The 12,787-nt window shown below is 35.1% G+C and carries 15 protein-coding genes; 10 read left to right on the plus strand and 5 right to left on the minus strand.

What is annotated here, in order from left to right:
* Nucleotides 1–46 precede the first annotated feature (46 nt).
* The 4 genes from ACTHN6_RS06005 to ACTHN6_RS06020 all read right to left on the minus strand — a co-directional run bounded on the left by ACTHN6_RS06005 (nt 47) and on the right by ACTHN6_RS06020 (nt 1,963).
* On the minus strand, nt 47–1,063 hold the full coding sequence (locus ACTHN6_RS06005; protein ID WP_440434820.1) for a hypothetical protein: 1,017 nt from the start codon (nt 1,061–1,063) through the stop codon (nt 47–49).
* Between the two features lie 191 nt (nt 1,064–1,254).
* Complete coding sequence (locus ACTHN6_RS06010; RefSeq protein WP_440434821.1) at nt 1,255–1,482, minus strand: hypothetical protein; 228 nt, start codon at nt 1,480–1,482, stop codon at nt 1,255–1,257.
* Between the two features lie 23 nt (nt 1,483–1,505).
* Nucleotides 1,506–1,721: a hypothetical protein gene (locus tag ACTHN6_RS06015; RefSeq protein ID WP_440434822.1), complete on the minus strand. Its 216-nt coding sequence runs from the start codon at nt 1,719–1,721 to the stop codon at nt 1,506–1,508.
* Between the two features lie 29 nt (nt 1,722–1,750).
* The gene (locus ACTHN6_RS06020) at nt 1,751–1,963 is read right to left on the minus strand and encodes a hypothetical protein (protein ID WP_440434823.1); all 213 of its coding nucleotides are present in this window, start codon (nt 1,961–1,963) and stop codon (nt 1,751–1,753) included.
* Nucleotides 1,964–2,542: 579 nt separating this feature from the next.
* On the opposite strand from ACTHN6_RS06020, the gene ACTHN6_RS06025 reads away from it, so the two are divergent.
* Complete coding sequence (locus ACTHN6_RS06025; protein WP_440434824.1) at nt 2,543–3,724, plus strand: redoxin family protein; 1,182 nt, start codon at nt 2,543–2,545, stop codon at nt 3,722–3,724.
* Between the two features lie 374 nt (nt 3,725–4,098).
* On the opposite strand, the gene ACTHN6_RS06030 is transcribed toward ACTHN6_RS06025, so the two are convergent.
* Nucleotides 4,099–4,317: a hypothetical protein gene (locus ACTHN6_RS06030; RefSeq protein WP_440434825.1), complete on the minus strand. Its 219-nt coding sequence runs from the start codon at nt 4,315–4,317 to the stop codon at nt 4,099–4,101.
* A gap of 306 nt (nt 4,318–4,623) precedes the next feature.
* On the opposite strand from ACTHN6_RS06030, the gene ACTHN6_RS06035 reads away from it, so the two are divergent.
* The 9 genes from ACTHN6_RS06035 to ACTHN6_RS06075 all read left to right on the plus strand — a co-directional run bounded on the left by ACTHN6_RS06035 (nt 4,624) and on the right by ACTHN6_RS06075 (nt 12,784).
* Nucleotides 4,624–5,991: a hypothetical protein gene (locus ACTHN6_RS06035; RefSeq protein ID WP_440434826.1), complete on the plus strand. Its 1,368-nt coding sequence runs from the start codon at nt 4,624–4,626 to the stop codon at nt 5,989–5,991.
* A gap of 434 nt (nt 5,992–6,425) precedes the next feature.
* Nucleotides 6,426–6,992, plus strand: a complete 567-nt coding sequence (locus ACTHN6_RS06040; RefSeq protein WP_440434827.1) for a Crp/Fnr family transcriptional regulator — start codon at nt 6,426–6,428, stop codon at nt 6,990–6,992.
* A gap of 208 nt (nt 6,993–7,200) precedes the next feature.
* Nucleotides 7,201–7,641 (plus strand): hypothetical protein, encoded by a 441-nt coding sequence (locus ACTHN6_RS06045; protein WP_440434828.1) that lies wholly within the window; start codon nt 7,201–7,203, stop codon nt 7,639–7,641.
* A 209-nt stretch (nt 7,642–7,850) separates the two neighbouring features.
* Nucleotides 7,851–8,237 carry a DUF4134 domain-containing protein gene (locus ACTHN6_RS06050; protein WP_440434829.1) on the plus strand — a complete coding sequence of 129 codons (387 nt, stop codon included), beginning with the start codon at nt 7,851–7,853 and terminating at the stop codon, nt 8,235–8,237.
* Between the two features lie 7 nt (nt 8,238–8,244).
* Nucleotides 8,245–8,577, plus strand: coding sequence for a DUF4133 domain-containing protein (locus tag ACTHN6_RS06055; RefSeq protein ID WP_440434830.1), 333 nt, complete (start codon nt 8,245–8,247; stop codon nt 8,575–8,577).
* 6 nt (nt 8,578–8,583) lie between these two features.
* Nucleotides 8,584–11,031: a TraG family conjugative transposon ATPase gene (locus ACTHN6_RS06060; RefSeq protein ID WP_440434831.1), complete on the plus strand. Its 2,448-nt coding sequence runs from the start codon at nt 8,584–8,586 to the stop codon at nt 11,029–11,031.
* Complete coding sequence (locus ACTHN6_RS06065; RefSeq protein ID WP_440434832.1) at nt 11,028–11,396, plus strand: hypothetical protein; 369 nt, start codon at nt 11,028–11,030, stop codon at nt 11,394–11,396. Before ACTHN6_RS06060 ends, ACTHN6_RS06065 begins: the two co-directional genes overlap by 4 nt.
* 5 nt (nt 11,397–11,401) lie before the next feature.
* A complete protein-coding gene (locus ACTHN6_RS06070; protein WP_440434833.1) occupies nt 11,402–12,067 on the plus strand; it encodes a conjugal transfer protein TraI in 666 nt (221 codons plus the stop codon).
* A gap of 69 nt (nt 12,068–12,136) precedes the next feature.
* The gene (locus tag ACTHN6_RS06075; protein ID WP_440434834.1) at nt 12,137–12,784 is read left to right on the plus strand and encodes a hypothetical protein; all 648 of its coding nucleotides are present in this window, start codon (nt 12,137–12,139) and stop codon (nt 12,782–12,784) included.
* Nucleotides 12,785–12,787 lie beyond the last annotated feature (3 nt).

Consider the following 12,787-nt stretch of genomic DNA (forward strand, 5'->3'; position numbering starts at 1 on the left):
ATTCAACAAATAGAGGTCTTTTAATTAGAAGGTGTTTTCAGTGATCTTAGTTTTTGAAACAACCAAAACCGTTTTTATAAACAAAATAGGAGTAGTTTCTACCTTTATATATTTCAGTCGGAATATAGCTTCCTTCATTAGGTGCGACGAAAGAGTGAACATATTTGCCATCGGCAATCTTATATATATCTACTATCCTTTTATCTTTATAAGATTTATCTCCAATATTTGAGAGAATGAATAAGGAATCATTACGAAAAGTTGCATTAGTCACTCCGATGTAAGAACTCTCAACATATCTAATTCTTCCTAGGTTCTTAATCACTGGATTAGGTGTATTGTAAATTAAATTAGCCTTATATAAAAGGACCATATTTTTATCAAAACAAAAAAATTGTGGTACCTGATAACAAATATAAAAGAAGACTTTGCCAGCGTTCACGAGAAAACCATCATTAATCATATCAGAATTAGCTTCATTATTAAAGACGTTATTAAAAATATCATCTTTAATAACTTTTGATGTCTTAATATTTGCAGTAGCAAAATTTATAACCGGCCGATAATTTTTGGTTATAGACCTTTGAAATAAAAAGATGCTATCACCCTGAATTTTTATTGATCTTGCAAAATCAAAATTTATTGAATCGTAAGAATAAATGGTTCCATTTAAATCATAAGCTGTTATCTGTTTCTTTTTACTATCTGATACAAAAATTCGACTGTTGTCAATATCAATTCCTTCAATTAGTTTATGATTTTTTGCAGTATCTCCTTTTTCTTCAAAGTAAGTGCTTAGCTTGTTACTAAATTTATTAAATAAGACAAGTTTATTTTCTTGTAAATCTTCTATTAAAAGCACGGAATCATTAATCTCTCGTATTTTTGCGGGCTCAAAATTTAAGTGATAAAATTTAATTAAATCTGGAGATTTACTATATTTTCTTTCTTGAGAAAAAGAAACTCTTTTACTTTCCCGGGTCCAATAAAATTTATAAGCAAAGAATGATAAAATAAAAAAGACCAACAGTATTAGCAGTAAATTTTTAAGGATTTTTTTCATTAAAATTATTTAATTACATTATCTTTTAAAACTATTTACAATTGATTATCATTATTTTAAAAAAGCTCAAGAATCAATAAATGACTCTTGAGCTTAAACTTTAGAGTATATGATTTTCATTTTGACCATGCCCCAAGAACAAATAGTTTTCGGCACAGTATGAAGCTTGTGTAGGCCTAACTTTAAATTTCTTAATTCACAACTACTGTAGTAGATCCACTTCCTTTATAAGCAGTAATCTGATGGCCACCAGAATCAGTCATTGTTGCACACACGTAAGTATTGCCGTCAGGACAATGGACTTCAGTTCCACCACCATCATTAACATTTGCGTTGCTCGAGTTCGAATACAAGGTTGCAGCTAACAAAAACATTGCACTTAAAATACTTGCAACTTTAGCATGTATATTGTCTTTCATGTTTATAGATTTAAAAATTTAGATTATGAAGGTTTAACAATAGTGTCTCCCTTCCCTTTATAAACAACGCCGCCATTCGAAAATTCATAACACTTATAGGTGTCACCTTCAGGGCAAGTAATTGTAGTAGAACCGCCGTCATCAACGTTGGCCTTACTTGCCGTTGGATGAAAAGTTGCAGCCAATAGAAACCCTGCTGTTAGTATACCGGAAACTTTACCAAACAATTTCTTTTTCATATTTATAAATTAAAAGATTAAAAAATAACTTAAGAAGGTTTAATAATAGTATCCCCTTTTCCCTTATAAACAGTTAGTGTGCCTTGAGTATAACACTTATATGTGTCTCCTTCTGGACAGGTGATGGTAGTCGACCCCCCATCGTCAACATTAGCTTTACTTGAAGTTGGGTGAAAAGTTGCGGCTAACAAAAATCCAGCTGTCAAAGCGCCGGAAATCTTACTAAATACTTTTTTTTTCATGTTTAGAAATTAAGAGATTAAAAAATAATAAGTGAAACAAAAGTCATTTCTAATTATAATAGATATAATACTTGTTTATATTCAATAATCAATATCATGTTCTTAAAAACTATTCAGATATATATTGTGAAGGCGCTATTTGTTTATGTTAGTTTAGTGCTATTTACTAATCTTCTCATATACTAATCAAGGCTATTCTATGCTATTTAAGTAATTTTCTATTGTGGGCTTGAGTTATTACATGAATTTAAATCTTTCTCACGACTATGTAACCAAAATATTTAAAACAAGTTACAAGTATTTTTAATTATCAAAATTGTATCTATTAACTTTTATTAAAAAACTACCTTATCGGGTAGTCTTTTATAATTATTGATGGAGTTACACATTCTGTAATAAAATCGAGATCACTAAAGCAAATCATATTATGATGTAATTATGATCATGCAAATGTTTTTTAATTAGAACATCCTCTATGATGTGTTAATTATGCATGAGCATTTGCAATAAGTTTTAATTTAGCTCTATGGCATTTCAATTAATCTTTCTTGCTTATAATGCAACTATACTATTAATAATATGAGCATCACGCGATTTATAATTATTTCGTTTTTACTTGGTATGGGTTTATTTGCAAAAGGCCAAAATAATTTTGCTGCATTGCACATCGGTGAAAATATGCCAGACTACACTTTTAATGCTATCATTAAACAAAATAATATTCAGAAAAATAAACTTTCTGATTTCAAGGGAAAAGTAATTATTATTGACTTTTGGGCTACATGGTGTGCACCATGTTTAGAGCGTATGCAGGAGCTCTATAATCTTTACCAACCTTTTAAAACAGATATTATTGTATTAGCAATTTCAGACGAGCCTATTAAAAAAGTTAAACAATTTGCTCAAAATACTGGTTACACATTTTATTTTGTTTCAGACAGTAGCTTTAATAATTTTTTCCCCCATAAAGTTATTCCTCATACTGTAATAATTAATCGAAAAGGAAGAATTGCCGCTATAACTTATCCCGAAGAAATTACATCTTCTGTACTAAGCAATCTTTATAATGATCGTGAGATAAATTTAAAGGTCAAAAATGATTTTAAAAAATCAACTACTGATGGTTTTCCTATCGATTTGTATAAATTCGAAGTGACAAAATATGATCCGGAAAAAAACACGTCGGTAATAGAGAGTAACGATAGTTTAGAGGTTAACAATTTCACTTTGCCATCATTGTTTAGAGAAGTTTTTAAGCTACCTGCGCATAGTTGGATAATAGATAGCATCAAAAACAGAGAATTGACCGAGTATACTCCTATAAATCTTTATTGTCTTAAATTGTATAAACTAAAACCTTCAGAAGTTGATTTATATAAAGTTGGACAGGCAATTGCCGGCACGACATTTCCAATCAAGGCAAGAGAAGTTATAAAGGAACGAGTGGTTTACATATTGAAAGCTTTGGACACAAGTAAACTTAAAGAGTCACAAACTTCATCGCCTTCAAAGCAGTTTTACGGACCAAATTATGAAGGTCTGAATCAGCCAATTAGTTCTTTAGTAGATTACTTGAGTAATGAAAAAGGATATTTAGAAGATGCTCCAGTAATTGATGAAACTGGATTAGAGGGTAAGTATGACATTAAATTAAACTGGGCATATGAAAAGCCTGAAACTTTAAATAAAGCATTAGAAAAATATGGGCTTACACTCATACAAGAAAAAAGAAAAATAAAGTGTCTGGTACTATCAGACTAATAAATATCGTTTCAAGATAAAAATATCGTCTTTAGGATTACAATCAAAGTGTTGTAAGTATTGGGCTTTTTTACAAAAAAGTAACAATCAGTGCTTCCGCCCGCGACAGACATCTATATTGTTATAGATTTTTAATCACCACTTGCATAAAGAAAGAAATTAATAAACTAAGAATTAGCGACTCCTTTCCGAAATAATTCAAGCAATAGTTCTCTACTTGACGAGACAGCACTCACAATTAAAAAATGAGCATGCTCAAAAGTAAAGTATAGGTTTAGAGATCAAAAAAAATTAATCCCCATAAACATCTTAATAAAAAGAGGTTGTCTCAAAAATATCAACAACTTCTTTTCCTGTCAAATATGTGCTTTAAATTAATCAGGAACAGTTATAACTACTGTGCCTGATCCTTTCATTTTTATTATTTGACCGCCACCTTCTGAATCAATAGTGGCACATTTATAAGTGGAACCTTGAGGGCAAGCAACAGTAACTGTATCATCTTGAGATGCAAAGCTGTTAAAGCTTGCTAAGCAACAGCCTGACAAGATACCTAAGATTGCAAAGCTCTTAGCAAATAATGATGGTTTCATTTTTTCAGTTTATAAATTAAGAATAAATGGAAGTTATAACAACTAATACTATTGCTGCAATTGAAAGCTCTATAAATTCTTAAAAACTACTCTTACGGGTAGTATACAATGGCTTAGACAGTAATAAATTCTTTCTTCTGTAGTAAAAAGTCCCACTCACATACTTTTTTTTCACCACATTCATAGCTATTATTAATAATTGTGCACAGTTTTCGATAAGCTATAACTTTCAATGAAGCCATTCTAGATTTAATATTATAGCTAGTAATATACTTACGCAATTACCAATTGTAAAAACTTATTAGTATGAAAAGCCCAAATTTAAAATGGTTTTGTGTTGCTGCAATTGTAGATATCACGTTATTAATTTCCTCATGCTACAAGCAAGACATAGTAAAAGAATACAAATCAGGCGCAATTGATTCTTTCGTTATGCAAGCAAATTACCTGACGAAAATTAAAGCCGGTTTAAAAGACAGTTTAAGTGCAAGCGATTTTGAAACCATCGATTTTCTTCACCTGTATAAAAGTAATGGCGTTCTTACTGGAAATCATTTTCTGCGCATAGGCATAATCGGGAAGAAAATATCAGATGATTTTATTTTATTGAAGACCGACAGTACTGAAGGAATTATAAAGGCAAAAATAGTTCACATACAACATAATGGTAACCAAAAAGGAAGTTTGAACATTACAGTAGTTGCAAGTTCGCTCAATCGAAAGGAAATTATTTATCTTAAAAATCCCGACCGTAAAAACACCAAAAATGGGTATAGTGAGAATACAAAGAATGTTACTACCAGTAATGTAAGTTCCCTGATGGAAGAAGAAGAACCGGCCGGTGAACAAATCCTGCCAGATGTGGTGGTGGTTGGATATATCTATGATGATCCTACGCCTTATTATTGGTATTGTTTTGACGACATATTAGGAATGGGTGGTGGTAGTGGTGGAAGTACTTATACATATGGTTCCGCTGATCCACAACCTCATGGTGGTGGCAGTGGTCCTGTGTATCCTGATGAAACAATTAATATTTCCTATGAAAATGCTGATCAATCAACGATAGATGTAACAAAATATGTAAACTGCTTTTCGCAGTTATCAGATCAGGGGGCAACATTTAAGATTACGATTTATACAGATATACCGGTAAATAATGATCCCTACAAACTGTTTGATTTTAGTACGGGAGCCTGCGGCCATACTTTTTTACAGTTAACAAAATCCAATGGCAGTACCTCAATTCAGCAGAACATAGGCTTTTATCCTGAATCCGGATGGAAGTCAATTGAGGCCAATGGCCCTGTTCCAAGTAAAATGGTAGATAATGCAGGCCATGAGTTCAATGCTTCTCTTACTGTCAATATAGATGCAGTACATTTTGAAAACGCGTTAAGTGAGATTCAATACCAGTCTAAATCAAGATATGATATAGACAACTTTAATTGCACAGATTTTGCATTGTCTGTGTTTAATCTGGCAGTATATGAGCCACTGGAAATTCCGCAATATCACATACCTGGAGGAATGATGGGCGAGCTTTCAAATACACCGCAAGGATTGTATATAGAACTTTCTGACCTTAGCAAAACAGGAGGATACGATGGAGGAGAAATATTAATTCCGGGAGTAGCCGGGTATGTAGGCGCAAGTCATGGCCCTTGTAATTAAATTAGATTAAATGAAACGATTAAAAATAATTATTACCCATCCTTTATTAATAATCCTATTGTTCTGCTGCATAATAGTAAGCGGCGAAGAAATGGGCGGATTTTACCTATTGTATATTTTACTGGGATTGCCACATTTTGTTATTCATTCAATACTTGGCATATTAGGAATCCTTTGTTTAATGCTTTCTTATTACGTTAGAAAAAGCAAGGGTTATTTATTTAATATTTTCGGAGCAAGTTGTATGATCGGTTCGCTTATTTATTTTTTTATTCAACCTAATGCAAGTTATAACTATGGCACTTTTCATGAAACACTGCCCATAATTACATTAAGTGCCTTTGGAGTCCTAATTATTTTTTTTATCATATCCAATTTTATTTTCTTAATCGCTGATTTAAAAAAGCGCAGGCATTTGCCGCCTCTTGTTTAAGATGTTAGAGTTATTTCAATATCTAAATTCCATATATCCGCTTTCACCTGAAATTCAATCTTATTTGCTACAAATCTTAAGAAAAAGGGAATTGCCGGCCAATAGCTATTGGCTCAGGGAAGGGGATGTTTGTAACAGGATCGCCTTTATTGAAAAAGGGCTAATGAAAATTTTTTACAATTTAGGCGACAAAGAAATTATCGTTTGGTTCAATAAAGAGCGAGATATTATTATATCAGTAAAGAGCTTTTTTAATCAAACGCCTTCTAAACTTGCTATAAGAACAATTGAACCTACCATCGTAAACTATATTGACTATAAAGACCTCGAATATATATACAGTAAGTATGCACATTTCAATATCAACGCCAGAAAAATCACTGAAAAATATTATTGTATTTCAGAAGATCATCTGATGTTGATGCATTTGCCACCGAAAGAGAGATATTCTGCTTTACTAAAACAATTCCCTTGGATGGCTGACCGCATAAAAGATAAATATCTTGCGTGCTACTTAGGCATTACAAATGTTGCACTCAGCAGATATAAACGTAATCCGCAGGAGTAATAATACCTGAACTTGCTCCTTGATATACGCTTAAATGAATGCACTGTTGTTCTTCTTTAACCATGTATAATTATAATCTTGTATTTTTTAACTATGGTTAATTTATTTCTTTCTGTTATTAATCCTGTATAACAAGCACCCCCTGACAGTAATCTAATTTTACATCATTAAAGCAAACGAGATTTTGTGAACCTGAAAATGAAGTGCTATGCTGATTTATCTTCCCTTCACGCATTACCTTACCGGCAGCGTTGTTGTACTGGCATTATATTACATCATTGTATGGCTGTTGTATTTTACAAAGAGACACGCAGTGCAAGCATCAATGCATCAACAAACTTCTTTATTTGTTGAACCTGTTGTAAAAAATAATGTTGCTGTACCGGCTAATACTGAACCTGACCTTTCCCCTGATGTACATGATTTCGTGGATGAGCTTAATGCACTCTTACTGCAATCGGCTGCTGAAAGCATGATTAAAGAAACATTAAGCATATCCATTAATGCACTGCTGCAAAAATATGAAGCCCTCAAAGGCTCTCCTTTTCAACCTGCTATCATAAACCTTATTGCTGTTGAAGCGGAAAACAAATGCAACATTCATTTTGATGCAGATGGGCTTGCTGCATTATGGAACCCGCCTTCGTGATTTTTTAGTAAGAAGAAAATAATTACTCCGCATGCAGCAGAGCAGGAAAAACAAGTGCGGCAGGGAAACGTATGCGGAGTGCTCAAACCTGTATGCCGGTGCTGCCTCGCTTTTAAGCATAATCCACGGGGCAGCGGCTGCAGGATTTAAAAATCAAAATAAAAAACAATGACATAATCATTATTTAATAATCAATAAAGCAAGTGGGTATGAAAGTGAGGCGTTTGAAAGCCTTTGGCTTCGCCGTTGCCAAAGAAAAAACAAAAAAGATAAACGGCAATTGCTTTAAAAGCAAGAAGGGGATGCTATGCGCATCCATGAGTGCAGTTCTTTTATTAATAACAGTATGTAGCCAGGCACAGGATGGCAATGCTGGTATTGAAGAAGCTACCACACAGGTGAAAAGCTATTTTGATACAGGTTGCAATTTGATGTATGCGATAGGCGCCATACTTGGTCTTGTAGGTGCAGTGCGTGTATATCAAAAATGGTCTCATGGCCATCCTGATACCGGCAGCACAGCAGCAGCATGGTTTGGGTCTTGCGTGTTTTTAGTGGTAGTGGCAACCGTATTAAAAAGCTTTTTCGGATTATAGTTATAATATGGCAAATACTGTTTATCATATTAATAAAGGCATCAATAAAAGTTTGGAGTTCCACGGTCTCAAAGCACAATACATCTGGTATCTGGGCGGTGGCCTGGTAGCAGCGCTGATACTTTTTGCCATACTTTATATCGCAGGCGTTAATGCCTATGTATGTGTTGGTGTAATCCTGGTTACAGGAAGCTGCATATTCATCTATGTATATAGAATAAACAACCGGTATGGCGAACATGGATTAATGCAAAAGAATGCGCAAAGAAAAATACCAAAAGTTATTCATTGCTATTCAAGGAAAAGATTTTGCCGGCAAACAATTAAAATAACTAAGTGATAAGGAATGGAAAAGTTATTAGATGACATATTACCTGTATCGGTTGAGCACAACTGCATCCTTTCAGCCAACGGCGATATAACAGTTGTGTTTAAAGCCTTATATCCTGAAGGCTTAACAAGAAGCAATGAAGAATATGAAGCGCTGAACCAGGGCAGGATTAAGGCAATAAGATCATTGCCTAACCATAGTGTATTTGTGCAGCAGGATGTATTCCGTAAAAAGGTATTTCGGGCAGATATAGTTGCAGTTAAAAGTTTCCTAAGTAAGGCCAGCGACAGGTTTTATGCAGGCAGAGTTTATTTTGAGCATAGCTGCTATATCAGCATTACCTTATCTCCTTCAAATCGTAAGCCTGCAAGTTCTGCATTCTGCAGCTTGCTGCAACGCTCTATAGTGCCTGAACAAACCATTAATGCCAATAGTTTGCAGGTATGGGAAACGCAAGTGAGCCAGTTTAAAAGATTATTGCAGGAAGCGGGCATTCAATTGCAGCGATTGAATGATGACGAATTAAGCAGCACTAACGATAAAGCAGGATGGATAGAACAGTATTTATTTCAACTGCCTTGTAAAGATGCTTTGTTAATCAAGGATATTTCATTTGATGGCAAAGTAAAAGTGGGTGGCGATTTGTGCCAGTTTTTTACATTATCTGATGCGGAAAGTTTTCCTGCGCTTTGCAGCGCCAGGATAACACATGATGCGTACAGCACAGATAAAACATCTTTCCCTGTTGGATATTCCTCTTATGCCGGCATGTTATTATTTGCCGATCACATCTATAACCAGTTTATTGTGTTGGGTGATGTGAACGAAACAAGGCAAAGGCTTGAAAGAAAGAATAAAAGGCTTTATTCATTAGCTAAATATTCAAGAGAAAATGCTTTATCACACCAGGCCGGCAATGAGTATTTGAACGAAATGCTTACGGACAGTAAACGTCCCTGCCGCGTCCATTATAATGTAATGACAATTGCATCAAGTGAAGATGAAGCCAAAGAACAGGTGAATCAAACGATGGCGGCATTTGCGCAGATGGATGCAGTTGCTAAATATGAAACCGTATCTGCACCACAGCTTTATTGGACAGGCATACCGGGCAATGCTGCCGATATACCAAAGGATCATACCATAGAAACATTTGTTGAACAGGCATCCTGCTTTTTAAACAGCGATAGTCCTTACATAAGTGCAGCAGATGGAATACGGTTTGGAGAAAGATTAACGGGCAGGCCGGTGTATGTGGATATGTTTGATGAGCCGATGCAGAAAGGTATTGTTACCAACAGGAATTTATTTGTGTGCGGTGGAAGTGGCGGCGGAAAATCCATGACGATGAATCACGTATTGCGTTCTTTATACGACCAGGGCACGCACTGCGTAACAGTGGATATTGGCGGCAGCTATAAAGGATTATGTACGCTGGTAAACGGTTATTACTTTACTTACTCAGAAGCAGAACCGATACAGTTCAATCCATTTTATATTCCTGCCGGTGAAGTGTTGGATACAGAAAAGAAAGAAAGCTTAAAAGCTTTACTGGTATCACTGTGGAAGAAAGAAGATGAAAGTTTTGTTCGGTCTGAATATGTGGCTTTATCGAATGTTTTACAAGGTTACTACGAGCATGTAGCAAAGCAAAATGTATTTCCCTCTTTCAACAGTTTTTATGAATACCTCGAAACGGAATATGTAACGGTATTGAAAGAGCATAAGGTGAAGGATAAGGATTTTGATATAGATAACTTCCTGTACGTGCTAAGACCTTATTATAAAGGTGGCGAGTTTGATTATTTATTAAATGCTACGAAGAACTTGGATTTGTTACAAGAGCGTTTTATCGTATTTGAGCTGGATAATGTAAAAGATCATCCAATACTGTTTCCCGTAGTAACGCTAATCATCATGGAGCTATTCATCAGCAAAATGCGCAAGTTAAAAGGACAAAGAAAAATACTCGTGATTGAAGAAGCCTGGAAAGCGATAGCCAAAAGCGGCATGGCGGAATTTATCAAGTATGTATTTAAAACCGTGCGTAAGTTCAACGGTATTGCAGCCGTAGTAACGCAGGAAATAGATGACCTGATTTCCTCCCCCATTATCAAGGAGGCGATCATCAACAATGCGGATATTAAAATACTCATGGACATGCGCAAGTTCATGAACAAGTTTGATGCATTACAGGCAACGCTGGGTTTATCAGATAAAGGCAAAACAATCCTGCTGTCTGTCAACCGGGCCAATGAACCGGGCAAAAAATACAGGGAAGTGTTTATTGATTTGGGTGGGCAGGTAATGAAGGTGTATCGCAATGAATTATCACCAGAAGAATATTTTACTTATTCAACAGAAGAAAAGGAAAAAGTAAAGGTGATGGAATATGCAGAAAAATATGGCAGCATGGAACTCGGTATTACCATGCTGGTAAACGATTTAAAAAAGCAGTCATGAAAAAGATTATTGTGTGTTTGTTTTTATTAAGCGGTTGTGCTTTATCCGATGGCAACATCAAAGATTTTATACCCGGTATGTATGTAAAAGAATTTCAGCAGCAATATGCAAGTGGTAATGATACACTGGTTATCACCATTGTAGATGAAACAACAAACAGCTATAACATTGAAAGGCATTTAAGTTATATACCGGTGCATGATGGCAAAGTGTTGAACCGGCAAAATGAAACAACTACATGGTATGGTATATACAGCAAAAACAACAAGCAAATGATAGTGCAGCCTAATGGTAAGATCATTTCTTTCTCTCCTGAAAAAAATTGTTTGTATATCGGTAACAGCACTTATAAAAAAGTAAAATAAAGGTTATGAAAAAGTTGATAGTGTTACTGGCAATATGTAGTGTTTTTACAGTAAGAACAAATGCGCAGTTTGGTATAGGGCAAATAATCAAGCTGACAGTTACAAAGGTGATTAAAGCTATTGACCTTCAGGTGCAGCGCATACAAAATAAGACCGTTGTTTTACAGAATGCGCAAAAGGTAGTAGAGAATACTATGAGTGAACTGCATCTGAATGAGATTACAGGTTGGGTGCAAAAGCAAAAGGATTTATACAGCAGTTTTTATAAAGATCTCTGGAAAGTAAAAACCATCATCACAGATTATCACCGCGTAAAAGAAATCGCTGAACGCCAGGCACAGCTTGTCAGCGAATATCAGCACGCCTGGAATATGCTTCGGCAGGATAAACATTTTACAGCAGATGAAATAAATTATATGGCACAGGTGTATAGCGGCATACTTAATCAGACCGTGCAAAACATTAATCAACTATTTACTGTCGTCAATTCCTTTACCACGCAAATGAGCGATGCAGAGCGGATGGAAATTATCAACAATGTAAATGATGAAGTCAATAAAAACTATAATGACCTGCACCAGTTCAATACACAAAACTCATTACTCACTTTATCAAGAACAAAAGATGAAAATGATGCGGCAATGGTGAAATGGATGTATAGCCTCCCCTAACCCCTCCAAAGGAGGGAATTAAGAAGCGGGCTTATAAGTATTAACCTCTTTATTAATAAAGAAAAAAATATGATGATGAAGAAGTGGTGTTTGATGATATTAATTATATGTTCTGTGCAGATAGTTCATGCGCAAACATTTGCAGAATGGTTTGCGCAAAAGAAAACGCAAATTAAATACCTGGGCATTCAGATAGCAGCGTTACAGGTATATGCAGGCTATTTACAGAAAGGCTATCATATAGCACAGCATGGATTGACTGCTATCAGCGATATAAAAAACGGTGAGTTCAACTTGCACAAAGATTATTTTGGCTCACTGAGTAACGTTAGCCCCGCTATTGCCAAAGATGCAAGAATAGCAGCTATCATAGCCATGCAGCTAACCATAGTTCAACAATATCATAAAGCCTATTCCAATGCAAAGTCCAGTGGGCAGTTCAATAACAGCGAAGTAAATTATATCTATACCGTATTTGCGAACTTATTGAATCAATGCGCCGATGACCTTACGGAGCTTGTTAATATCACTACTTCAGGTAAGTACCAGCTTTCAGATGAAGAACGCATAAAACGTCTTGACGATTTGTATTCGGATATGCAGGATAAATATGCTTTTGCACAAAGCTTCAGTAATCAAACCGGCGTAATGGCCTTATCCCGAAAGAAAGATGCTAACGATGCAGCTATACTTCAGCAGATGTACGATATAAAATAAACA

Origin of the sequence: Parafilimonas sp., from assembly GCF_051953455.1 — a bacterium.
Lineage (GTDB): Bacteria > Bacteroidota > Bacteroidia > Chitinophagales > Chitinophagaceae > Parafilimonas.

What these genes read in the sequence shown, in the direction of transcription:
- ACTHN6_RS06005 (WP_440434820.1), bottom strand. Translation starts at nt 1,063, where the DNA reads ATGAAAAAAATCCTTAAAAATTTACTGCTAATACTGTTGGTCTTTTTT.
- ACTHN6_RS06010 (WP_440434821.1), bottom strand. Translation starts at nt 1,482, where the DNA reads ATGAAAGACAATATACATGCTAAAGTTGCAAGTATTTTAAGTGCAATG.
- ACTHN6_RS06015 (WP_440434822.1), bottom strand. Translation starts at nt 1,721, where the DNA reads ATGAAAAAGAAATTGTTTGGTAAAGTTTCCGGTATACTAACAGCAGGG.
- ACTHN6_RS06020 (WP_440434823.1), bottom strand. Translation starts at nt 1,963, where the DNA reads ATGAAAAAAAAAGTATTTAGTAAGATTTCCGGCGCTTTGACAGCTGGA.
- ACTHN6_RS06025 (WP_440434824.1), top strand. Translation starts at nt 2,543, where the DNA reads ATGAGCATCACGCGATTTATAATTATTTCGTTTTTACTTGGTATGGGT.
- ACTHN6_RS06030 (WP_440434825.1), bottom strand. Translation starts at nt 4,317, where the DNA reads ATGAAACCATCATTATTTGCTAAGAGCTTTGCAATCTTAGGTATCTTG.
- ACTHN6_RS06035 (WP_440434826.1), top strand. Translation starts at nt 4,624, where the DNA reads ATGAAAAGCCCAAATTTAAAATGGTTTTGTGTTGCTGCAATTGTAGAT.
- ACTHN6_RS06040 (WP_440434827.1), top strand. Translation starts at nt 6,426, where the DNA reads ATGTTAGAGTTATTTCAATATCTAAATTCCATATATCCGCTTTCACCT.
- ACTHN6_RS06045 (WP_440434828.1), top strand. Translation starts at nt 7,201, where the DNA reads ATGCTGATTTATCTTCCCTTCACGCATTACCTTACCGGCAGCGTTGTT.
- ACTHN6_RS06050 (WP_440434829.1), top strand. Translation starts at nt 7,851, where the DNA reads ATGAAAGTGAGGCGTTTGAAAGCCTTTGGCTTCGCCGTTGCCAAAGAA.
- ACTHN6_RS06055 (WP_440434830.1), top strand. Translation starts at nt 8,245, where the DNA reads ATGGCAAATACTGTTTATCATATTAATAAAGGCATCAATAAAAGTTTG.
- ACTHN6_RS06060 (WP_440434831.1), top strand. Translation starts at nt 8,584, where the DNA reads ATGGAAAAGTTATTAGATGACATATTACCTGTATCGGTTGAGCACAAC.
- ACTHN6_RS06065 (WP_440434832.1), top strand. Translation starts at nt 11,028, where the DNA reads ATGAAAAAGATTATTGTGTGTTTGTTTTTATTAAGCGGTTGTGCTTTA.
- ACTHN6_RS06070 (WP_440434833.1), top strand. Translation starts at nt 11,402, where the DNA reads ATGAAAAAGTTGATAGTGTTACTGGCAATATGTAGTGTTTTTACAGTA.
- ACTHN6_RS06075 (WP_440434834.1), top strand. Translation starts at nt 12,137, where the DNA reads ATGATGATGAAGAAGTGGTGTTTGATGATATTAATTATATGTTCTGTG.